Origin of the sequence: uncultured Roseobacter sp. (assembly GCF_947499265.1) — a bacterium.
Taxonomy (GTDB): Bacteria; Pseudomonadota; Alphaproteobacteria; order Rhodobacterales; family Rhodobacteraceae; genus Roseobacter.
This window is the reverse complement of sequence record NZ_CANMNK010000002.1, coordinates 503,931-523,150: the sequence shown is the minus strand read 5'-3', so window position 1 is coordinate 523,150 and position 19,220 is coordinate 503,931. Positions and strand designations below refer to the sequence as shown.

21 protein-coding genes are annotated in these 19,220 nt (G+C 60.7%); 13 read left to right on the top strand and 8 right to left on the bottom strand.

Going from position 1 to position 19,220, the window contains the following annotated elements; translation table 11 throughout:
* Positions 1 to 3: 3 nt before the first annotated feature.
* Positions 4 to 1,173 (bottom strand): M20 aminoacylase family protein, encoded by a 1,170-nt coding sequence (locus Q1A63_RS07210; protein WP_298969749.1) that lies wholly within the window; start codon positions 1,171 to 1,173, stop codon positions 4 to 6.
* A gap of 63 nt (positions 1,174 to 1,236) precedes the next feature.
* Between Q1A63_RS07210 and mazG the strand changes: the two genes are divergently transcribed.
* The 4 genes from mazG to Q1A63_RS07190 all read left to right on the top strand — a co-directional run bounded on the left by mazG (position 1,237) and on the right by Q1A63_RS07190 (position 5,260).
* Positions 1,237 to 2,055 carry a nucleoside triphosphate pyrophosphohydrolase gene (gene mazG / locus Q1A63_RS07205; RefSeq protein ID WP_298969750.1) on the top strand — a complete coding sequence of 273 codons (819 nt, stop codon included), beginning with the start codon at positions 1,237 to 1,239 and terminating at the stop codon, positions 2,053 to 2,055.
* Positions 2,056 to 2,338: 283 nt separating this feature from the next.
* On the top strand, positions 2,339 to 3,280 hold the full coding sequence (locus Q1A63_RS07200; protein WP_298969751.1) for a nucleoside hydrolase: 942 nt from the start codon (positions 2,339 to 2,341) through the stop codon (positions 3,278 to 3,280).
* Complete coding sequence (locus Q1A63_RS07195; protein WP_298969752.1) at positions 3,277 to 3,726, top strand: GNAT family N-acetyltransferase; 450 nt, start codon at positions 3,277 to 3,279, stop codon at positions 3,724 to 3,726. Before Q1A63_RS07200 ends, Q1A63_RS07195 begins: the two co-directional genes overlap by 4 nt.
* A 121-nt stretch (positions 3,727 to 3,847) precedes the next feature.
* Entirely contained in the window at positions 3,848 to 5,260 is a 1,413-nt protein-coding gene (locus tag Q1A63_RS07190; protein ID WP_298969753.1) for a protein adenylyltransferase SelO, read from the top strand.
* A 2-nt stretch (positions 5,261 to 5,262) separates the two neighbouring features.
* Here the strand turns inward: Q1A63_RS07190 and Q1A63_RS07185 are convergent, their stop codons facing one another.
* Together Q1A63_RS07185 and Q1A63_RS07180 are read right to left on the bottom strand one after the other, a co-directional pair.
* Entirely contained in the window at positions 5,263 to 6,150 is an 888-nt protein-coding gene (locus Q1A63_RS07185) for a DMT family transporter (RefSeq protein WP_298970474.1), read from the bottom strand.
* 31 nt (positions 6,151 to 6,181) lie between these two features.
* Positions 6,182 to 6,352 (bottom strand): hypothetical protein, encoded by a 171-nt coding sequence (locus Q1A63_RS07180; RefSeq protein ID WP_298969754.1) that lies wholly within the window; start codon positions 6,350 to 6,352, stop codon positions 6,182 to 6,184.
* On the opposite strand from Q1A63_RS07180, the gene Q1A63_RS07175 reads away from it, so the two are divergent.
* Positions 6,327 to 7,124 (top strand): tellurite resistance TerB family protein, encoded by a 798-nt coding sequence (locus Q1A63_RS07175; protein ID WP_298969755.1) that lies wholly within the window; start codon positions 6,327 to 6,329, stop codon positions 7,122 to 7,124. The two genes, Q1A63_RS07180 and Q1A63_RS07175, sit on opposite strands and share 26 nt — an antisense overlap.
* 72 nt (positions 7,125 to 7,196) lie before the next feature.
* Here Q1A63_RS07175 and Q1A63_RS07170 read toward each other — a convergent pair whose 3' ends face one another.
* The gene (locus tag Q1A63_RS07170; RefSeq protein WP_298969756.1) at positions 7,197 to 8,510 is read right to left on the bottom strand and encodes a DEAD/DEAH box helicase; all 1,314 of its coding nucleotides are present in this window, start codon (positions 8,508 to 8,510) and stop codon (positions 7,197 to 7,199) included.
* Between the two features lie 347 nt (positions 8,511 to 8,857).
* Here Q1A63_RS07170 and Q1A63_RS07165 point away from each other — a divergent pair, with 347 nt between their 5' ends.
* The gene (locus Q1A63_RS07165; RefSeq protein ID WP_298969757.1) at positions 8,858 to 9,271 is read left to right on the top strand and encodes a Fur family transcriptional regulator; all 414 of its coding nucleotides are present in this window, start codon (positions 8,858 to 8,860) and stop codon (positions 9,269 to 9,271) included.
* An 85-nt stretch (positions 9,272 to 9,356) separates the two neighbouring features.
* On the opposite strand, the gene Q1A63_RS07160 is transcribed toward Q1A63_RS07165, so the two are convergent.
* The gene (locus tag Q1A63_RS07160; RefSeq protein ID WP_298969758.1) at positions 9,357 to 10,328 is read right to left on the bottom strand and encodes a hypothetical protein; all 972 of its coding nucleotides are present in this window, start codon (positions 10,326 to 10,328) and stop codon (positions 9,357 to 9,359) included.
* A 299-nt stretch (positions 10,329 to 10,627) separates the two neighbouring features.
* On the opposite strand from Q1A63_RS07160, the gene Q1A63_RS07155 reads away from it, so the two are divergent.
* The 3 genes from Q1A63_RS07155 (at position 10,628) to Q1A63_RS07145 (ending at position 13,348) form a co-directional block, all read left to right on the top strand.
* Positions 10,628 to 11,500, top strand: a complete 873-nt coding sequence (locus Q1A63_RS07155) for a DMT family transporter (protein WP_298969759.1) — start codon at positions 10,628 to 10,630, stop codon at positions 11,498 to 11,500.
* A gap of 61 nt (positions 11,501 to 11,561) precedes the next feature.
* A complete protein-coding gene (gene eno, locus Q1A63_RS07150) occupies positions 11,562 to 12,836 on the top strand; it encodes a phosphopyruvate hydratase (protein ID WP_298969760.1) in 1,275 nt (424 codons plus the stop codon).
* A complete protein-coding gene (locus tag Q1A63_RS07145; RefSeq protein ID WP_298969761.1) occupies positions 12,836 to 13,348 on the top strand; it encodes a GNAT family N-acetyltransferase in 513 nt (170 codons plus the stop codon). The genes eno and Q1A63_RS07145 overlap by 1 nt, the downstream gene beginning before the upstream one ends.
* Here the strand turns inward: Q1A63_RS07145 and Q1A63_RS07140 are convergent.
* Entirely contained in the window at positions 13,338 to 14,417 is a 1,080-nt protein-coding gene (locus tag Q1A63_RS07140; protein WP_298969762.1) for an FAD-dependent oxidoreductase, read from the bottom strand. The genes Q1A63_RS07145 and Q1A63_RS07140 overlap by 11 nt on opposite strands.
* Positions 14,418 to 14,464: 47 nt before the next feature.
* Here Q1A63_RS07140 and Q1A63_RS07135 point away from each other — a divergent pair, with 47 nt between their 5' ends.
* Positions 14,465 to 14,884: a cupin domain-containing protein gene (locus Q1A63_RS07135; protein ID WP_298969763.1), complete on the top strand. Its 420-nt coding sequence runs from the start codon at positions 14,465 to 14,467 to the stop codon at positions 14,882 to 14,884.
* A gap of 23 nt (positions 14,885 to 14,907) precedes the next feature.
* On the opposite strand, the gene Q1A63_RS07130 is transcribed toward Q1A63_RS07135, so the two are convergent.
* Positions 14,908 to 16,032: an anhydro-N-acetylmuramic acid kinase gene (locus Q1A63_RS07130; RefSeq protein WP_298969764.1), complete on the bottom strand. Its 1,125-nt coding sequence runs from the start codon at positions 16,030 to 16,032 to the stop codon at positions 14,908 to 14,910.
* Between the two features lie 64 nt (positions 16,033 to 16,096).
* On the opposite strand from Q1A63_RS07130, the gene tyrS reads away from it, so the two are divergent.
* Positions 16,097 to 17,347, top strand: coding sequence for a tyrosine--tRNA ligase (tyrS, locus tag Q1A63_RS07125; protein WP_298969765.1), 1,251 nt, complete (start codon positions 16,097 to 16,099; stop codon positions 17,345 to 17,347).
* Here the strand turns inward: tyrS and Q1A63_RS07120 are convergent.
* Complete coding sequence (locus tag Q1A63_RS07120) at positions 17,344 to 17,475, bottom strand: hypothetical protein (RefSeq protein ID WP_298969766.1); 132 nt, start codon at positions 17,473 to 17,475, stop codon at positions 17,344 to 17,346. The genes tyrS and Q1A63_RS07120 overlap by 4 nt on opposite strands.
* A gap of 47 nt (positions 17,476 to 17,522) precedes the next feature.
* Between Q1A63_RS07120 and Q1A63_RS07115 the strand changes: the two genes are divergently transcribed.
* Together Q1A63_RS07115 and Q1A63_RS07110 are read left to right on the top strand one after the other, a co-directional pair.
* Positions 17,523 to 18,407, top strand: coding sequence for a GNAT family N-acetyltransferase (locus tag Q1A63_RS07115; protein ID WP_298969767.1), 885 nt, complete (start codon positions 17,523 to 17,525; stop codon positions 18,405 to 18,407).
* 55 nt (positions 18,408 to 18,462) lie between these two features.
* A complete protein-coding gene (locus Q1A63_RS07110; protein WP_298969768.1) occupies positions 18,463 to 19,218 on the top strand; it encodes an SDR family NAD(P)-dependent oxidoreductase in 756 nt (251 codons plus the stop codon).
* Positions 19,219 to 19,220: the final 2 nt, after the last annotated feature.

Sequence of the window (19,220 nt, the reverse complement as noted above, 5' to 3'; positions counted from 1 at the left end):
GGGTCAGGTCCCGGCGACAGGCTGCGCCCGCTCCACCAATCGCGCAAAGAAAGACGCCCCGATGGGCGCGATCTCGTCATTGAAATTATACTTGGGATGGTGCACGCCCGCCGTGTCGCCCTGCCCCAGCATCAGGTAGGCCCCGGGCCGCGCTTCCAGCATGTAAGAAAAATCCTCCGCGCCCATCACCGGGTCGATATCGGTTTTGACCCCCGCCTCACCAGCCACCTCATCCGCCACTTCCGCCGCAAAATCGACCTGTGCGGCATGATTCACCGTGGGCGGATAGCCGAATTCAAACTCCAACGCCGCCTCAAGCCCAAAACTTGCGGCCTGACCGGCGATGATCTCCTCCATGCGTTTGATCACCATCGCCTGCACATCCTTCTTGAACGTGCGCACGGTTCCATTGATGTAGCAGGTCTCGGGGATCACATTATCCGTTGTCCCGGTGTGGATCTGCGTTGTTGAGATTACCAGCGAATCCATCGGGTTACGGTTCCGGCTGATGATGGTCTGCAACCCCTGCACAATCGAACAGGCCGCCACCACCGGGTCCACCGCATCATGCGGACGCGCGGCATGCCCGCCCTTGCCGGTGATCCGAATGTGGAACGTGTCCGCGGCCGCCATGATCGGGCCGGCACGGGTGCTGAAGCTGCCGAAATCCTTTCCCGGCGCGTTGTGAATGGCGTAGACTTGGCTCACGTCGAAGGTTTCCATGATCCCTTCCTGCACCATCACCTCGCCACCACCGCCGAACTCTTCGGCCGGCTGAAAGATCAGCGCCACCCGGCCTGCAAAATTGCGTGTCTCGGCCAGGTATTTCGCCGCCCCCAGCAACATCGCCGTATGCCCATCATGCCCACACGCATGCATCTTGCCGTCATGGGTGGAGGCATAGGCGAGCCCGGTCTCTTCGCCAATCGGCAGCCCGTCCATATCCGCGCGCAGCCCAATGGTCGGCCCCTCGCCCTGCCCGTTGATGATCGCCACCATCCCGGTTTTCGCGATCCCCTCGTGCAATTCGTCAACGCCAAATTCACGCAGACGCTCGGCCACGAAACGGGCGGTCTGATGGCATTCCAGCCCCAGCTCCGGGATCCTGTGCAGGTGTTGGCGCCAGGCGGCCATATCCGCACTCATATCAGCGATCCGGTTTACCACGGGCATGGGGTGGACTCCTTGTGGAATTGTTTGTCAGGTGCTTGTGACACGACAGATGGGCACGCTGCAATGGTTGACGACCTGATCCACGACCGCAATGCGGGAATTGAACGTTTGCTGGAAATCATGCGGCGCCTGCGAGACCCCGAGACCGGGTGCCCCTGGGACATCGAGCAGAATTTCGACAGCATCGCCCCCTATACCATTGAGGAGGCTTATGAAGTCGCCGACGCGATCCAGCGCAGCGACTGGCAGGAGCTGGAAGGTGAACTGGGCGATTTGCTGCTGCAAACCGTCTACCACACCGCGATGGGCGAAGAAGCCGGGCATTTCACCTTTGAAACGGTGGTGCGGGCAATCTCCGACAAGATGGTCGCCCGCCACCCGCATGTCTTTGGCGATGCCTCCCGCGACAAATCCGCGGATCAGCAGAGCGCCGATTGGGAAGCCATCAAGGCCTCCGAGCGCGCGGGGAAAGCGCAGCAAGGCACGCTGGACGGTGTCGCCATTGGCCTGCCCGCCCTCTTGCGCGCATTCAAGCTGCAAAAAAGGGCTGCGCGCGTGGGGTTTGACTGGCCCTCAACCCGCGAGGTGCTCGACAAGATCACCGAGGAAGCGGCGGAGCTGGTGGAGGCCAGGGACAGGCTCTCACAGCAGGAGGTGGAAGAGGAATTTGGCGATCTGCTGTTTGTGATGGCAAACCTCGGGCGGCATCTGGGGCTGGATCCCGAGGCGGCGTTGCGCGCTGCCAATGCCAAGTTCACGCGCCGGTTCGAAGGTGTTGAAGCGCTGCTGGCGGAACGGGGAAAAACCCCCGTGCAGAGCGATTTGCAGGAGATGGATGCGCTGTGGGACGCGGTGAAGGCCTCTGAGCGTCAGAAGATGTAAACCAACCATTCTGTTTATCTGCGTCCTGTAATGCCGCGGAGAGAGACGCGAAACATCGAGCTGATGAGTTCGGATAGGGACTCGCAATGTCGCATCGCATCTTTCGGGATGAACTTTGGTTAGCAGCTGGTTCGCGGTGCGATCCCGTGATGCAGGTGGCGTCGGGCCTACAGCGCATCGCGGGGCTTTGCACATGGGCGCAGCTCTGCGCAGGTAAAGCTGACCATCTGGACAAATTCCCACCAGCTTGCGAGTGTCGCGCTCACGAGAATCTGGAGCTGGCATGTCCCCCCGAAAAGTCATCATTGATACCGACCCCGGTCAGGACGATGCGGTCGCCCTGTTGCTGGCGCTCGCCAGCCCCGAGGATATCGACGTTCTTGGCATCACCTGCGTTGCGGGCAATGTGCCGCTTGCCCTGACATCTAAAAACGCACTTATGATCTGTGAGTTAGCGGGAAAAGTTGATGTCCCTGTATATGCCGGATGCGACCGGCCTCTTGGGCGGGAACTGGTAACGGCAGAACATGTGCACGGCGAAACCGGATTGAATGGCCCGGTCCTGCCGGACCCTGAAATGGCGCTGCAGAGCGATCATGCGGTGGACTTCATCATTGAGACTTTGCGGCGCGAAAAACCGGGCACGGTGACCCTTTGTGCATTGGGACCGCTTACCAATCTCGCAAAAGCTTTGAAAAAAGCACCTGATATCGCAGATCGTGTTCAAGAAATCGTGTTGATGGGCGGCGCGTATTTTGAAGTGGGCAACATCACCCCAACCGCAGAATTCAACATTTATGTCGATCCGCAAGCCGCTGATATTGTTTTTAAATCCGACATTCATATCGTCGTAATGTCACTGGATGTGACCCACAAGGCGTTGGTGACCAGCGCCCGTAATGACGCCTTCCGCTCGCTCGGCACGCGTGTCGGCACCGCGGTTGCGGAGATGACCGATTTTTTTGAGCGGTTCGATAAGGAAAAATATGCCTCGGAAGGCGCGCCGCTGCATGACCCTTGCGTTACGGCTTATCTGATTGATCCTGAACTCTTTTCCGGGCGTCACGTGAATGTGGAGATTGAAACGCAATCTGAATTGACGATGGGTATGACGGTTGTGGATTGGTGGGATGTGACGGATCGGCCCTCAAATGCGCTTTTCATGGGGGACATTGATGCTGACGGATTTTTCGCATTGTTGACTGATAGATTGGCAAGGCTGTGAGCGCCGCCCTGACATTGGCGACGCCCGATCACTTGGAAAAGCTGGACACGCTGGTTGCTGCCTTTCACCTTGAAAGCGGCATTTCGATAGATACCGACGCACGACGCGCTGGGGTTATGCCCCTATTGGAGGGTTCTCCGCATGGCGCGGCCTATCTGATCGGACCGCCCAGAGCACCGATCGGCTATATCGTTGTGACCTTTGGGTGGTCCTTGGAATATGGCGGGCTTGATGGGTTCATTGATGAAGTCTACGTGCGCCCCGGAGTGCGGGGGCGCGGCATCGCATCTGAGACCCTGCAAAGCCTGCCCCGCGCTTTGGCGGGTGCCGGTCTGAAAGCACTGCATTTGGAGGTCGACCGAGATGCGGAGAAAACGCAGAAGCTTTACACTCGCGCAGGATTTTCCCCGCGATCAAAATACATGCTGATGACCCGGAAATTGTGACTAGTTTGCAAAGTCCGCCCCTTCAGTTTGCAAACCTCCAATTCACTTTGCAAATCCGCCAGACCCCTTTGCAAAGTCCGATCTACTGGCGCGGCAGGCGGCAAAGACCTATATCCACCCCATGACACTGACCGCCCCCTTCGATAACACATATGCGCGTCTGCCCGCAGCCTTCTACACCCGGCTTGACCCAAAGCCGGTGAAGGCGCCTCAGCTTCTGGTGTACAACGAAGCACTTGGCGACATCCTTGGGCTTTCTGCCGCCTCGGAGGAAGCGCGGGCCGCGGTATTTTCAGGTGTCAGAGTTCCGGAAGGTGCTTCGCCCCTCGCGCAACTCTACGCAGGGCATCAATTTGGGTCTTTCAATCCACAGCTTGGCGACGGTCGTGCTTTGCTTTTGGGTGAGGTCGTTGGCACCGACGGCATCCGCCGCGACATCCAGCTCAAGGGCTCTGGTCCCACGCCCTATTCCCGCATGGGTGACGGGCGCGCCTGGCTTGGCCCGGTGCTGCGGGAATATGTGGTGTCCGAAGCGATGCATGCGCTTGGCATTCCCACCACGCGTGCGCTTGCGGCGACCCTGACCGGCGAAGACATCATCCGCGAAACCATGCTGCCGGGCGCCGTTTTGACACGTGTTGCGCAAAGTCACCTGCGCGTCGGCACCTTCCAGGTCTTTGCCCACCGCGGTCAGCGCGCGGAGCTGAAACAGCTCACCGATTACGCGATTGACCGGCACTATCCGGAGGCGGATGGCCCAATGGGCCTCTTACGCGAAGTTTGCAAGGCGCAGGCCGATCTGGTTGCCGCCTGGATGTCCGTTGGCTTCATCCACGGCGTGATGAACACGGACAACTGCACCATTTCTGGCGAAACAATCGACTATGGTCCCTGCGCTTTTATCGATGATTATCATACGGATAAGGTGTTTAGTTCAATCGATCAAACAGGCCGCTACGCCTATTCCAATCAGCCGCGCATCATTGTCTGGAACATGGCGCAACTGGCGACATCGCTCTTGCAGCAATATGATGATCCGCAGAGCATGGTGGCGGAGGCGACGGAAATCGTGCACGCCATGCCGGCACAGGTCGAAGCGGCCTGGCTTAAGCGATTTGGCGCAAAACTGGGCCTTGCCAATCCAACGCCTGAAGACGCGGCCCTGGTTGAGCGGCTGCTGGCCCTGATGCAAGAAGACGGTGCGGATTTCACCAATACATTTGATGCGCTGGCCCGTGGCGATGCCCGCGACCAGTTTCTGGATCGCGACGCTTTTGACCTTTGGGCCAAAGATTGGCGCGCGCGGGTGGCGGATGAAAATACCGCCCAGGCCCTCATGCAACAAGCGTCCCCCCGGATCATCCCGCGCAACCACCGGATCGAAGAGATGATCGCCGCCGCCGTGGCCGGCGACTATGCCCCGTTCGAACGGCTGATGCAGGCGCTGGCGGACCCATTTAACACCGATGACGCGGAATTGATGCGCGCGCCCACCAAAGAACAGCGTGTGCCTGCAACCTTTTGCGGAACCTGACTTCAGGCGGTCTTGGGTCGCCGGTTGATCAGATAGATGCCCGCGGCCACCAACACCAAGGCAGCCCAGACCTTTGGCCCCACGTCCTCGTTCAAGAGCAACCAGCCCAGGATCACTGCGAACACCGGCGATAGAAAGCTGAAGGAAGCCACTGAGGACGCGGGATAGATCGACATCAGCCAGAACCACGCCAGGAAGCCGAGACTGGCGACGGCGATGATCTGAAACAGCAGGCCAGCAATATGGATCGGTTGCAAATCGCGGATGAAATCACCGAAAAACGCGGCGGCAATCAGCAATATCGGCGCAGAGACCAGGACCTGAAACATCAGCTGCTGCGCGGGGGGCACGGTGCTGAGCGGTGTGATCTTGACGCAGAGCGCAATACCCGCCCAGCAAATCGCAGAGGTCAGCGCCAGAATATCGCCGGTCAGGCTCGCCGTGGCATCGCTGCGATCCAGCAGCGCCAGCGCCACCCCACCCATGGCCAGAACCAAACCGATGCTGCGCAGCCCCGTCATCCGATCCGACGGGATCAGGAAATGACTGGCAATCGCCAGCCAGACCGGCATCGAATAGAAAATGACGGAGGCGCGGCTGACGGTGGTGAAATCGAGCGCCGTGAAAAGACACATGAATTCCAGCCCGAAGAGGCATCCTGACAGAATACCGGCGGGCAGCGCCTCGCGCGGCACATTCAGCGTCACGCCGCGCAGCCGCATCCAGATCAGCAGCACAATGACCGCCCCGGCAGACCGCAATCCGGCGGCGAAAACCGGGCCAAACCCACCGTTGGTCAGCTTGATCACCACCTGATTGAACGCCAGATGCAGCGCGAAGGCGATCAGGGCCGCCGCGCCAAAGGCATCCATATGCGATTTCTTTTCCATCCCGCAAAAGGGCGGTGCCGCCCGCGGAATGTCAATCACCTGCGGCATCGGTTTCAACCGGCCTGATGGCAAAAAGGTGCTGCTTGCGGATAATTCCCCTTACGGCGATGGCAAATGATGGCACACTCGGCGCGTGTACATTGAAAACATTGGGGGGATTTTCAAAAATGAGTTTGATGAAGACATTGGCCAAGGTGGCCATCGGTGTGGCCGTGGCCAAGGGCGCGCAAAGCATGATGAAGGGCGGCGGCGGTGGCCTTGGCGGCATGATGCGCGACGCGGGCGCCCGTGTGGGCGGTCAGCGATCAGCCAGCAGCGGCGGAGATCTACAGGATATGCTGGGCGGACTGCTCGGGGGCACCACCGGCGCGGGATCAGCCGGGGGATTGCCGGGAGGGCTTGGCGGTCTGCTGGAAAACCTTGGCGGCACCCAGGGCGGCGGCGGTTTGCAAGGGATGCTGACGGGGCTTGCGGGTGGCGCCGGTGCGGGTGGTTTGCTGGGGGCTTTGACCGGTCAGGCGCAAAGGCGACCACAGACCAGCACGGCAAGTTTTGGTGAGGTGTTGAATTCATCCTTTGACGCGACGCCCCAACCGAAAATCGAACCCAGCGCCGATCAGGAAGCCGCGGCGGCCCTGATGCTGCGCGCCATGATCCAGGCGGCCAAGTCAGACGGCAAGCTGGATGATGCCGAGCGCGAGAAGCTTTTGGGTCAGCTCGGTGACGAGGTGGACGCGGAAGAGGCCGCTTTTGTCCAGGCCGAACTGCAAGCACCCGTGGATGTTGATGGTCTGGTCGAGCAAACACCGCGCGGCATGGAAAGTCAGGTCTACGCAATGTCGGTTCTGGGCATCAATCTCGATGATCAATCTGAAGCGCAATACCTGCACAAGCTGGCGCAGGCCTACGGGCTGGACGCGCGCGCGGTGAACGATATCCACGATCAGCTGGGCGTGCCATCGCTCTATACCTGAAAACCGATACCTGAACACGAAAACGGCGGCGTTCCCGGCACGCCGCTGTCACTCTCATCCTGAACGCTGGCTTCAGGCGGCGCGCTGACCGCCGCCACCCGGCTTGCCACCCCGGCGACGTCTGCGACCACCACCGGGTTTCTTGCCCTGCGGTTGCTGACCGCCGGTACTGGCGCCGCCGCCTTGCGGACGCCCACCGCGTCCCCGACCCCGTCCGCGACCTTTCGGTTTGGTGCCTTCGGGAATGTCCATCGCTTCCCAGGGCCGTCCGGATCCTACAGGGATCGCAACGCCCATGGTTTTCTGAATGGCCTTCAATTCGCCCATCTCGTCAGGGGCGCAAAAGGCAATCGCCGCGCCATCTTTGCCCGCCCGCGCGGTGCGGCCGATCCGGTGCACATAGTTGTCCGGCACATTCGGCAGGTCGTAGTTGTAGACGTGTTTCACATCGGGAATATCGAGGCCACGCGCCGCCACATCCGTGGCCACCAGCACCTTGATCTCCCCGGATTTGAAGGCGGCAATCGCCCGGTCCCGCTGGCCCTGTGATTTGTTGCCATGGATCGACCCGGCGGCATAACCCGCCTTCACCAGCGTCTTCATCAGCTTTTCGGAGCCGTGTTTGGTGCGGCCAAAGACCAGCGCGCGTTCGTCGCGGTGCTTGTCCAGCATCTCGATCAGCAGCCCTGCTTTTTCGGATTTCGCGATGAAGTGTACTTCCTGCGTGACCTTATCCGCGGCCTTGCCGGGGGGGGACACTTCCACACGAATGGGGCTGCGCAGATAGCTTTGCGCCAATTCGTTCATCTGTTTGGGCATCGTGGCCGAAAACAGCATGGTCTGGCGGTCCTTGGGGATCACGTTCGCGATCTTGCGCAGATCATGGATAAAGCCCATGTCCAGCATCTGATCCGCCTCGTCGAGCACCAGGAACACCGCCTCGTCAAGCCGCACCGCACGCCGGTCCATCAGGTCGAGCAACCGCCCGGGCGTGGCCACCAGCAGGTCAACCCCCCGCTCCAGCCGCTTGATCTGGTTGTTGATCGACTGGCCGCCCACAACCATCGCCACCCTGATCTGCGTTTTCTCGGCAAAGCCGCGCAGGTTCACGCTGATCTGTGTCGCCAATTCGCGCGTTGGGGCCAGCACCAGCCCGCGCACGGATTTGGGCGCAGGGCGCCCTTCAAGTTCCAGCATCTGCGCCACCAGCGGCACACCAAAGGCGGCCGTCTTGCCGGTGCCGGTCTGCGCCAGACCCATTACATCCCGCCCGTTCAGCGCGTGCGGGATCGCCTGTTTCTGGATCGGGGTCGGATCTTTCATACCCATTTCATTCAGGCGCGCCACCAGTTTCGGTGGCAGATCCATCATGTCAAAATCGCTCATTCAATTCTTTCCAGCATACCATGTAGGTACATCATTATTCTTGCTGCGCCGCATCGGGCACCGCTTGGGACACGCAAAACGGATCGCAAGCGAGGCCAAATGCCTGCACCTGTCCGCAGCGTCTGGACCCACGCGTGATTTTGGGAACACAAAGCGCGCCTTTCGGAATGATGCGCCGCTTGCGGGTGTTTCCCGGGGCGCTCATGACTGCTCACGCGGCAGAAGGCATCGCTTGAGATGGCACATGGGGGTTTATGCCCCGGAAGTCAACTGAAAGCTTCAAAACGCGTCTGGATGCTGATGCGAAATACCGTTAAACCTGCAGGCCAGAAATCAAGGGCACCGGCATGAGCAAATCCATCATCAAACGCTGCGAAGCGAAAGGCCTGCGCATGACGGGTCAGCGGCGCGTGATTGCCCAGGTGCTGGAAGACAGCGACGATCACCCCGATGTCGAAGAGCTCTATGCCCGTGCCTCTGCCATCGACGCAGGCATCTCGATTGCGACCGTCTACCGGACGGTGAAGCTATTCGAAGAGGCGGGCATTCTGGACAAGTTGGAATTCGGCGACGGTCGAGCCCGCTACGAGGATGCCGAGCGGGATCATCATGATCACCTGATCGATATGAATTCCGGCGAGGTCATCGAATTCGTCGATGCCGAAATCGAGGAACTACAGGACCGCATCGCGCGCAAACTGGGCTATGAGCTGCGCGGCCACCGGTTGGAGCTTTACGGCGTACCGCTGAAAAAGCGCTGAACTCCTCCGGTCGCACGGCCCCGGGCCGGCCTTCTCAGCGTCAATTCTCCCACAGCAGTCCATTCCGCCATCTGCAAGCGCTTCGTCAGGACGCGATGTCCCTCAGGTACTCCTCCGCGTAAACCCCAAATCTCTCCAGATTATCCTCAAAGAACTCTCCCTCCCCGATGAGCAGGCGCTGGAAGGAGGCTTTCTTGCGCTCGCTCAGCTCCCAGGCCTCGTCAAAGACGACGGTGTTCGCCTCATTCACCACTGTCTCCCCCGTGGCCATGTTCAGCGTCTTGTGGATCTTGTCATAGTTGGCGGCATGGGTACTCGCAAAGACGTTGATGTTGAAATCCAGCTCTCCGCGTTTGTATTCCGCTCTGCGTTGCGCCAGCAAATCGTTACGCAGGATTTCCACTTCCTCTTCGGTCATGGAGTCGAGCACACCTGTCGGATCGCGCGTCCCCTCGGAGAACGTAGTGAAGTCCTCCCCGCGCGACATCTCTATAGCTTTTTTTATGGCTCCGATCTGACCATCCACCAGCGTGTTTATCTGGTGCTCCACCAGTTCTTCGGTGCTCATTTCGACGTATTTTTCACCGAAAAGAATAGAACCCGCGCCCTTCAAGCTGGCGGCGTCCTTTGTTGCAAGAGCCGAGATAATGGAAAACTTGAGCTCAAGGAGGCCGGCGTCGCGGGTCTCCTCAGACAGTCCCCGCATCTGCTCATTTGTGAGATCGGTGTATTTGGTACTCTCCGGCAATCTGTCTTCCGGCTCAAACTCCAGATCCGTTTCGACCATCTGACGAAACGTCGCTCCGATGGTTTTCAACTCATTGCTGATCAGGGAGTGGATCGCATCCAGTATCCTCTGCGTGGTCTCCGAGAAAGCAACGGCGGGTGTCGGACCGATGCGCGGGTCACTATAAATACCCGTCATTTCTGTTGTCGCGGCGGGCGCAAAACTGCTTGCTGGTCCAGGTGGGCCGACGGACGGTTCGACCTTGGCCGCTGAGGCGGCAGCTTGAAACAAGGACACAGTATAGGCATTCAACGACTGGTTAACCTGCATGACATCCCTCGCAATGAACCGAACCACAAACACTCCAACACGATTGTCTGAGCATGCCCGACCCAGAGTTAACAGCGCACGAATTCTGCACCGTCAAAATGATCGCAAATTTCAGCATTTTTTTCCTTGCGCGTGCCACGCGCGACCTTCCCCACCTACGATCCCTGATTGCTGATGCGCAGAAGGCCGCAGCGGTCAGATCAAAACATCCCGCCCCACCCCGTCGCCCGATGCCGCGCCAGATTGACCCTGGCCTGGATTTCTGAAAGGAGGCAGGCACTTCTACCAAAGGGCAGTCAATGGAAAACCTACGCGGCGCGACCTTCATGGTCCTGGCGATGCTCGGCTTTGCAATCGAGGACATGCTAATTAAATTCCTCGCCGTGGAGCTGCCCGTGGGGCAGATCATCGGCATGCTGGGACTGGGCAGCGCGGTGCTTGTCGGCCTCCTTCTCGTGCTACAGGGCCAGGCGCTTTTCACCCGCGCGATGCTGACACCCGTCATTGCGCTGCGCGCTTTTGGCGAACTGGTCGGCACGCTTGGATTCGTGACGGCCATCGCGCTCACGCCGCTCTCTTCGGCCTCGGCCATCCTGCAGGCGACACCGCTCTTTGTGACCCTGGGGGCCGCGCTGTTTCTGCAGGAAAAGGTGGGCTGGCGGCGTTGGTCGGCGATCATCGTGGGGTTCTTTGGGGTGTTGCTGATCATCCGCCCGGGCATGGAGGCTTTCGACTGGCTCTCGCTCTTTGCCCTGCAGGGGGTTGTCGGGCTTGGCATCCGCGATCTGGCCACACGCCGGGTGCCGCGGGAGACATCCTCCTTGCAACTTAGCTTCCTGGCGTTTCTCGTGCTGATCCCCTCTGCGGCACTGCTGATGTGGATCAACAGCAGCGCGCTGGTCACCGTCAGCACCGCCAACTGGGTTTACCTGATCATCGCGCTGCTCATCGGCATTGTTGCCTACTATCTCATCGTCGCTGCCATGCGCATTGGCGAGGTTAGTTTCGTCACCCCCTTTCGCTATTCGCGCATCATATTCGCGCTCGTCGTGGGCATTGCGGTCTTTAACGAAAACCCGGACCTCTGGACCCTGACAGGCGCCTTCATCATCGTGGCCTCGGGGCTCTATACCCTTTGGCGGGAGGGGAATGTTCGCGCTAACAGCGCCTGACCCTTTCCTTAACGTCCACGGCCCGTTATGACGCGCATAACTGGTATCAAAGGAGCCCGACATGAGCACCATCATCGACATCCACGCCCGCGAAATCCTTGATAGCCGGGGCAACCCGACGGTGGAGGTCGACGTGATCCTCGAAGACGGCACCATGGGCCGCGCTGCGGTACCCTCCGGTGCCTCCACGGGCGCCTATGAGGCGGTGGAACGGCGCGACGGTGACAAGGCGCGCTATATGGGCAAAGGCGTGCTGGAAGCCTGCGCGGCGGTCAATGGCGAAATCGCCGAGGCGCTGGTGGGGATCGATGCGACCGAACAGGTCGATATCGACACAACCATGATTGAACTGGATGGCAGCGACAACAAAGGGCGTCTGGGGGCAAATGCCATCCTTGGCGTTTCCATGGCGGCGGCCAAGGCGGCGGCGGATTACTGCACGCAACCGCTCTATCGTTATGTCGGCGGCACCTCGGCGCGGGTTCTGCCGGTGCCGATGATGAACATCATCAATGGCGGCGAACATGCGGATAACCCGATCGACATTCAGGAATTCATGATCATGCCGGTTGCGGCGGAGAACATCCGCGAAGCGGTGCGCATGGGCTCCGAGGTGTTCCACACTTTGAAAAAGGAACTCTCTGCTGCAGGGCTTTCCACGGGTATCGGCGACGAAGGGGGCTTTGCGCCCAACATCAACTCCACGCGGGATGCGCTTGATTTTATTTTGAAATCCATCGAAAAGGCCGGGTACAAACCGGGCGACGACATCTATCTGGCGATGGATTGCGCGGCGACTGAATACTATAAGGATGGCAAATACGTTCTGGCCGGCGAAGGCAAAACACTGAGTTCCGAAGAGAACGTGGCTTATCTGACAGCCCTGGTGAACGACTATCCGATCATCTCCATCGAGGACGGCATGTCCGAAGACGACTGGGACGGGTGGCATGCTTTGACCCAGGCGCTCGGGGACCGGGTGCAGCTCGTGGGGGACGATCTCTTCGTCACCAATCCGGCGCGTCTGGCCATGGGTATTGAACGCAGGTCAGCTAACTCCATGCTGGTAAAAGTCAATCAGATCGGTAGCTTGACCGAAACACTTAAAGCCGTTGATATGGCGCATCGCGCCGGTTTCACGAATGTGATGTCGCATCGCTCCGGCGAAACCGAGGATGCGACCATCGCCGATCTGGCGGTGGCCACAAACTGCGGCCAGATCAAGACCGGATCACTGGCCCGCTCGGACCGGCTGGCCAAATACAACCAACTCATTCGCATCGAAGAAGCCCTCGGCGAGACAGCCGAATACGCCGGGCGATCGATCCTGCGGTGATGGGGGATCTTCGCATCCGCCCGGCGGAGATGCCGCGCGACCTGCCGGATGTACAACAGTTGTGCTGGGACTACCGCGACCACCTGCTGAGCTGTGGCCCTGAAATGCAGCAGCTGGTCGAGGCGTTCTATCCAGAGGATGTCTACACTGCGCTGATGGACGCCCTGCCGGTCAAACACGCGCGCCCATATGGAACTATCCTTCTGGCGGAGTTGAATGGCGCCGCCGTAGGCTGCGGCATGTATCACCCGCTCAATAAGCAAGACGCTGAAATAAAACGCGTTTTCGTTGCAGAAGCGGCTCGCGGCACCGGCGCGGGGCAAAAGCTGTCGCAGGCCCTGATTGATCAGGCCCGCGCAGATGGGTATCGCCGCATCCTGCTCGACACCAACAAGACCTTCGCGCCTGCGCGCGGGCTCTATGAAAAGCTTGGGTTTGAGAACCGGGGACCCTATTCTGCACTGCCGCCCGGCACGGCGGAGTATTTGACGTTCTACGAACTTACCCTGTGAACCGCGCAGGCCGGTAGGGCGACAGCAGTGCCAGTTGCGTATTGCTGAGCGCGCTTTCCATCACTTCCGCTGCGGCCAGTTCAGCAACCAGGGGTGCAAGCGTCGCGCCGGAGTGCATGACCGTCACGTAAAGCCCCGCCGGCCCGCAGGCCCCGATCACCGGCAACCCATCCTGCGGCACCGGTCGAAACGCAAGCGTCACCTGATCCCAAGCGACCTGCCGTCCGATCATCTCTTGCACCCGCGCCATAGTCCTGTTGGCCAGCGCATCCAGCGGCTCTGGCACGGTGTCGCTGTTGTCTCCTTGATGCCAGGCGGAGGTGGGCGCTAGCAAATGGCCCTGCGGCGTCTGCCGCAGTTCCTGCTCCGGGCTGACCAGAATATGATTCAGCAAGGGCGGCAAGGGTTCCGACCGCACCATCAATCCCGGCCGTCGCAGCATCGGCACGGGCGCGCCCACCTCGGCCATCAGCTGTTCCGTTGCCACACCTGCCGCGACAATGACCCGGTCTGCGGTCAGCACCCCGGCGAGTGTTTGCACCCCGGCGATCCGCCCTGATGTCTCTTGCAGCGCGGTGACCGACAGCCCGGCCAGTACACGAACACCATGGCGCGCGCCTGCCTGCAGCGCTTCGGAGGCCAATTGGGCCAGATCCACCGCTCCTTCATCCGCAAAATGCAAGGCGCGAGATGGGGCAACGACCGACGGCTCCAGTTCGGCAAACGCTTGTGCGGAGACCTCGGAAACCGCATATCCCAGCGCTTTCAAAGCCTTGTGCTGTTCATCAAAGGCATCGCCTTGTGCTTCCCAGCACAGGCACCCCGGCCATCTGATCGCATCGCTTTGCAGATCCGCGCCAAGGCGGCGATGCGCCGCGATCGCCGCCAAACGCAGGTTGAAATGATCCTGATCGGCATGAAAACTGGCGTTGGTCCATCCAAAAGACGCCCCCGAGGCCGCACCCGCAGGCTGACCGGCGTCAATCACCGTGACCTCTGCACCACGTTCCGCCAGCCGAAAGGCGGTCAACGCACCGATGATGCCGGCCCCAACGATGATCACTTTCATGACGAATGCCTCTTGGCCCTCAGGTACCCTGAGATTAACCTGCCCCCATGACAGCACAAGAGATCATCGCGCGTCTGCGCCTCGCGCCGCATCCCGAGGGCGGACATTTTCGGCAGACATGGATTGCCGAAAATGACGGGCGTCCCAGCGGCACCTGCATCTACTTTTTGTTGGCCGCGGGGGAATCCAGCCATTGGCACCGGGTGGATGCCACCGAAATCTGGCTCTATCATGCAGGCGCACCGCTGGTTTTATCGATGAGCGCCACGGATGCGGGCCCGGCGCGCGATCATCTCTTGACCCCCGATTTGTCAAAGGGTGCGCCGCAGATCATCGTGCCCAAAGATCACTGGCAGGCGGCGCGCAGCACGGGCGCCTATACTCTGGTCAGCTGTACCGTCTCGCCGGGCTTTCAATTCGACGGGTTTACGCTCGCCGATAACGGGTTCGATATCCCGCGCGGCTGAAGCCCCGTGCTCGTCTCCCCTGCTCAGACAGCGATGTCCGTTGCCTTTGGCCAGCTCACAACACCGCCGCCCACCGCGGCCCGCACCCCGGTGGTGCCGGGACAGGATGTCGGCAGGCCCCGCGCAACGCGGACGGCCAGATAGGCGAAGGCCTGCGCTTCCAGCATATCGCCGTCCAGCCCCACGTCCTCTACCGGGGCAACCGGGCAATCCAGCGACACTGCGAGCATTTGCATCAACACCGGATTATGGCGCCCACCGCCCGTGACCAACACCTGTGCCGGCGGCTGCGGGCAGTGCTGCATGCCTTCGGCCACGCCTGCTGCACACATCGCCGTTAGCGTCGCCGCGGCATCGCCATCATTCAACTCGGCCACCAGGGCGATCATCTCCGAAAAATCGTTTCGATCCAGAGATTTGGGTGGTATTTTTGAAAAGTAAGGCTCTGCGAGGAAAAGCTCCAGCGCGCCCTGCTCCACCGTGCCGCGCCGGGCAATTTCACCCCCCTTGTCAAAGGCCAGCCCCCGGCGCGCCTGCAGCAGATCATTGAGCGGCGCATTCGCAGGACCGGTGTCAAAGGCCAGAAGCGCACCGGGCTCTTCCGGGCGCTCAAAGGACGGATCAACATAGGTCAGGTTGCCCACGCCGCCAAGGTTCAGAAAGGCCACGGGATCAGTGGCGCGGATGTGTTTGGCGCAGGCAAAATGGAAAAACGGGGCCAGCGGCGCGCCCTCGCCCCCAAGTTCCACGTCTGCGGTGCGGAAATCCCAGACCACCGGACGCCCGAGCGCTTCGGACAGCCATGCGCCGTCACCCACTTGCAAGGTGCCCTTTGTGCGCGGAGCATGGGCCAGCGTCTGGCCGTGAAACCCTACCAGATCGACCTCGTCATAGGGCTCAAGCAGGGCCAGATGCGCCTGCTCCACCACATCGGTGGCCGCCTCCACCACATCCCCGGACCACTGCCCCAATGCGGTACGCAAAACGGCCTGCTCCTCAGCGGAATAGCCGCGGTAGGATGTGCGCCCGAACCCTGCGATCCGGTGCCCGTCCGTCCTCACCACGGCCGCGTCCACGCCATCCAGAGAGGTGCCGCTCATCGCGCCCAATGCCGTGAGGGTGCCCGTTTTTTCGATGGCCCTTTTCAAAGCCTTTTCCTTTGTCTGCTCACCGCCTATAGAGTGGGCGCAATTCAAGCCGAGAGCAAGCAAGATGACCTACCACCCCAAATCGGATTTCCTGAACGAACTCAGCAGCCGCGGCTTCATCGCCGACTGCACCAATCTGCAGGAACTGGACGAGCGGATGGTGAAGGGTGTCGTGACCGGCTACATCGGCTTCGATCTGACCGCGACCAGCCTGCACATCGGCAATCTTGTGCAGATCATGCTGCTGCGCTGGCTGCAAAAGACCGGGCACCGGCCGATCACCCTGATGGGTGGCGGCACCACCAAGGTCGGCGACCCCTCGGGCAAGGACGAGATGCGCAAGATCCTCTCGGTCGATCAGATCAATGCGAACGCCGAAGGCATCCGCAAGGTCTTCTCACGCTATATCTCTTATGGCGACGGGCCGCTGGATTCACCGTTGGTCAACAACGCCGAATGGCTTGACCAATTGAAATACATCGATTTCCTGCGCGACATCGGGCGGCATTTTACGATCAACCGGCTGCTCGCGTTTGAGAGTGTGAAGTCGCGGCTGGACCGCGAACAGGCGCTGTCCTTCATCGAATTCAACTACATGTTGCTGCAATCCTATGATTATCTGGAACTGCATCGCCGCTACGATTGCCGGTTGCAGATGGGGGGCTCCGATCAATGGGGCAACATCGTTTCCGGCGCTGATCTGATCCGGCGTGTTGACGGCGAGGACGCTTACGGGTTGACCACGCCGCTGGTCACGCGCGCGGATGGCAAGAAGATGGGCAAATCTGCCGAAGGCGCTGTCTGGCTGAACGAAGACATGATGTCATCTTATCAATTCTGGCAGTGGTGGCGCAATGTGGCGGATGCCGATGTCGGCAAATTCCTCAAGCTTTTCACCGAACTGCCGGTCGACGAATGTGATCGGCTGGGCGCGCTGCAGGGGGCCGAGATCAACGAGGCCAAGGCGCGGCTGGCGGGGGAGGTCACGACGCTTTTGCACGGGGCTGATGCCGCAGCGGCGGCTGAAGCAACGGCGCGGGAGGTATTTGAAAAGGGCGGGGTCGGTGACGATCTGCCCACGTTGACACTAAGCGCGTCAGACCTCGGTGATGGTATTTCCATCGTGCAGCTGATCGTGAAGTCAGGCCTTGCAGGCTCGGGCAAGGAGGCCAAGCGCCTGATTGCGGAAAACGGCGCGCGTCTGGATGATCAGCCGCTGACCAATGCCGGGCTGATGATCGACGCAGGTGCGCTTTCAAGCCCAATCAAACTCAGCGCGGGCAAGAAGCGGCATGCCTTGGTGCAGCTGGCCTAGAACCAGAGCCACTCCACCAGCGACAGGATCGCGAAGACCGGGATCGACATGCCGGTCGCGATCAGGAATGCGGCGGTCTTTGTCATGCGGGGTGCGGGGGCGGCAACGCCTTGAACAGTCTTTTTCATGTCACCCATTAACCGGCAATTAGGTTTATACCCGGTTAATGGCTGACATGTTTGATGCCGCCCCCACCGCCGATCCGATCCCCCTTCAGCAAAGCGATGCCTTTGAACGAACGCTGCGCGCCTTGGGCCAACCCGTCCGGCGCCTGGAGGAAGGGACCCTAGCGGTGCACCGCAGCTTTGGCCCCTTGCCGGTTCACATGATCAGCAGACCGCAAACCGCATCACCCGAGGCTCTGTTGACCGCTGCAAAAAGCCTGGGGTCGAGGGGGCCGGTCATCCTGTCGCCGGAGATGCCCCTGCCGCTGGACAGGATCGGCGCGCTGCCGCTGGTCAGCCCTAATACGGTCGCCCGGCTGGATCTGCGGCCCGATCTTGGAACGCTGAAGGCGAACCTGCATCAGAAATGGCGCAACCGGCTACGACACGCACAAAACCAGGACCTGCGGGTGAAGCGGCAGAACATGCCGGATGATCAAGCGCATTGGCTGCTGCAAGCCGATGCCTTGCAGCAAAGTCAGCGTCGGTATCGCAGTTGGCCTACGGCTTTGACGCTCGCCTACGGGCGCGAAAACCCCAGCCAATCCAAGCTCTTCACCGCCTTTTGGGGCCGCGAACCGGTGGCCGCCATGCTGATCCTGCGACACGGAACGACAGCCACTTATCACATTGGCCATGCGCGTCCCTCGGGCCGCATTGCATCCGCGCATACGCTGCTGATGTGGGAGGTGATCTGCTGGGCGCAGAAGAAAGGGATCGACGACCTTGAGCTGGGCCTGATCGATACCGAAGAGGGCCAGGGACTGGCACGTTTCAAGCTGGGCACGGGCGCGCGGGCCCACCGGCTGGGGGGCACCTGGGTCTGGTGGCCGCCGATGAGCAGGTTCTTTGCCCCCATCGCCCGTCTGGACAGAGGGCTGATGCACGGCATCTAGACAGCTCATACCCGCCATGATTAAATGAACATACGTTCAGATCAAGGAGAGCGCGATGCACCTCAAGGAGACAGCTGCGATCATCACCGGGGGCGCTTCCGGTCTGGGCGAGGCCACAGCGCGGCATTTCGCAGCGCAGGGCGCACAGGTGACGCTGCTTGACCGGGATGCGACGCGCGGCGCGCAGGTCGCCGAGGAGATCGGCGGCCATTTCGCGCAAACCGACGTCACGGATGAAGCATCGGTACAGGCGGCCATTGCGCTGGCCAAGGAGCGGATGGGCGGGATCAGCGCCGCGGTCAACTGCGCGGGCATCGCGGATGCCATCAAGACCGTGGGCCGTGAAGGGCCGCATCCGCTGGACGCGTTTCAGCGCACCATCGACATCAATCTGGTGGGCACATTCAACGTCGCGCGGCTTGCTGCAGAGGCGATGCAGACCAACGACACCGCCCCGGATGGCGCGCGCGGTGTCATCATCAATACCGCCTCCATCGCGGCCTTCGATGGTCAGAAAGGGCAAACCGCCTATGCGGCGTCAAAGGGCGGTGTGGTCGGGCTCTGCCTGCCGATGGCGCGGGATCTGGCCAAGACCGGCATCCGCGTAATGACCATCGCACCAGGCATTTTCATGACGCCGATGCTCGCGGGGTTGGGGGAAGAGGTGCAGGCGCAACTCGCCGCCGACGTCCCCTGCCCGCCCCGGCTTGGCGATCCTGCGGAATATGGGCGCCTTGCCGGATTTATCGTCGAATGCGGATATCTGAATGGCGAGGTGATCCGCATCGACGGTGCATTGCGTATGCGCTGAAT

Excerpts from the sequence above, each read along its gene's own strand:
- Q1A63_RS07210 (WP_298969749.1), bottom strand. The coding sequence starts at position 1,173 with ATGCCCGTGGTAAACCGGATCGCTGATATGAGTGCGGATATGGCCGCC.
- mazG (WP_298969750.1), top strand. The coding sequence starts at position 1,237 with ATGGTTGACGACCTGATCCACGACCGCAATGCGGGAATTGAACGTTTG.
- Q1A63_RS07200 (WP_298969751.1), top strand. The coding sequence starts at position 2,339 with ATGTCCCCCCGAAAAGTCATCATTGATACCGACCCCGGTCAGGACGAT.
- Q1A63_RS07190 (WP_298969753.1), top strand. The coding sequence starts at position 3,848 with ATGACACTGACCGCCCCCTTCGATAACACATATGCGCGTCTGCCCGCA.
- Q1A63_RS07185 (WP_298970474.1), bottom strand. The coding sequence starts at position 6,150 with ATGGAAAAGAAATCGCATATGGATGCCTTTGGCGCGGCGGCCCTGATC.
- Q1A63_RS07175 (WP_298969755.1), top strand. The coding sequence starts at position 6,327 with ATGAAGACATTGGCCAAGGTGGCCATCGGTGTGGCCGTGGCCAAGGGC.
- Q1A63_RS07180 (WP_298969754.1), bottom strand. The coding sequence starts at position 6,352 with ATGGCCACCTTGGCCAATGTCTTCATCAAACTCATTTTTGAAAATCCC.
- Q1A63_RS07170 (WP_298969756.1), bottom strand. The coding sequence starts at position 8,510 with ATGAGCGATTTTGACATGATGGATCTGCCACCGAAACTGGTGGCGCGC.
- Q1A63_RS07165 (WP_298969757.1), top strand. The coding sequence starts at position 8,858 with ATGAGCAAATCCATCATCAAACGCTGCGAAGCGAAAGGCCTGCGCATG.
- Q1A63_RS07160 (WP_298969758.1), bottom strand. The coding sequence starts at position 10,328 with ATGCAGGTTAACCAGTCGTTGAATGCCTATACTGTGTCCTTGTTTCAA.
- Q1A63_RS07155 (WP_298969759.1), top strand. The coding sequence starts at position 10,628 with ATGGAAAACCTACGCGGCGCGACCTTCATGGTCCTGGCGATGCTCGGC.
- eno (WP_298969760.1), top strand. The coding sequence starts at position 11,562 with ATGAGCACCATCATCGACATCCACGCCCGCGAAATCCTTGATAGCCGG.
- Q1A63_RS07145 (WP_298969761.1), top strand. The coding sequence starts at position 12,836 with ATGGGGGATCTTCGCATCCGCCCGGCGGAGATGCCGCGCGACCTGCCG.
- Q1A63_RS07140 (WP_298969762.1), bottom strand. The coding sequence starts at position 14,417 with ATGAAAGTGATCATCGTTGGGGCCGGCATCATCGGTGCGTTGACCGCC.
- Q1A63_RS07135 (WP_298969763.1), top strand. The coding sequence starts at position 14,465 with ATGACAGCACAAGAGATCATCGCGCGTCTGCGCCTCGCGCCGCATCCC.
- tyrS (WP_298969765.1), top strand. The coding sequence starts at position 16,097 with ATGACCTACCACCCCAAATCGGATTTCCTGAACGAACTCAGCAGCCGC.
- Q1A63_RS07120 (WP_298969766.1), bottom strand. The coding sequence starts at position 17,475 with ATGAAAAAGACTGTTCAAGGCGTTGCCGCCCCCGCACCCCGCATGACA.
- Q1A63_RS07115 (WP_298969767.1), top strand. The coding sequence starts at position 17,523 with ATGTTTGATGCCGCCCCCACCGCCGATCCGATCCCCCTTCAGCAAAGC.
- Q1A63_RS07110 (WP_298969768.1), top strand. The coding sequence starts at position 18,463 with ATGCACCTCAAGGAGACAGCTGCGATCATCACCGGGGGCGCTTCCGGT.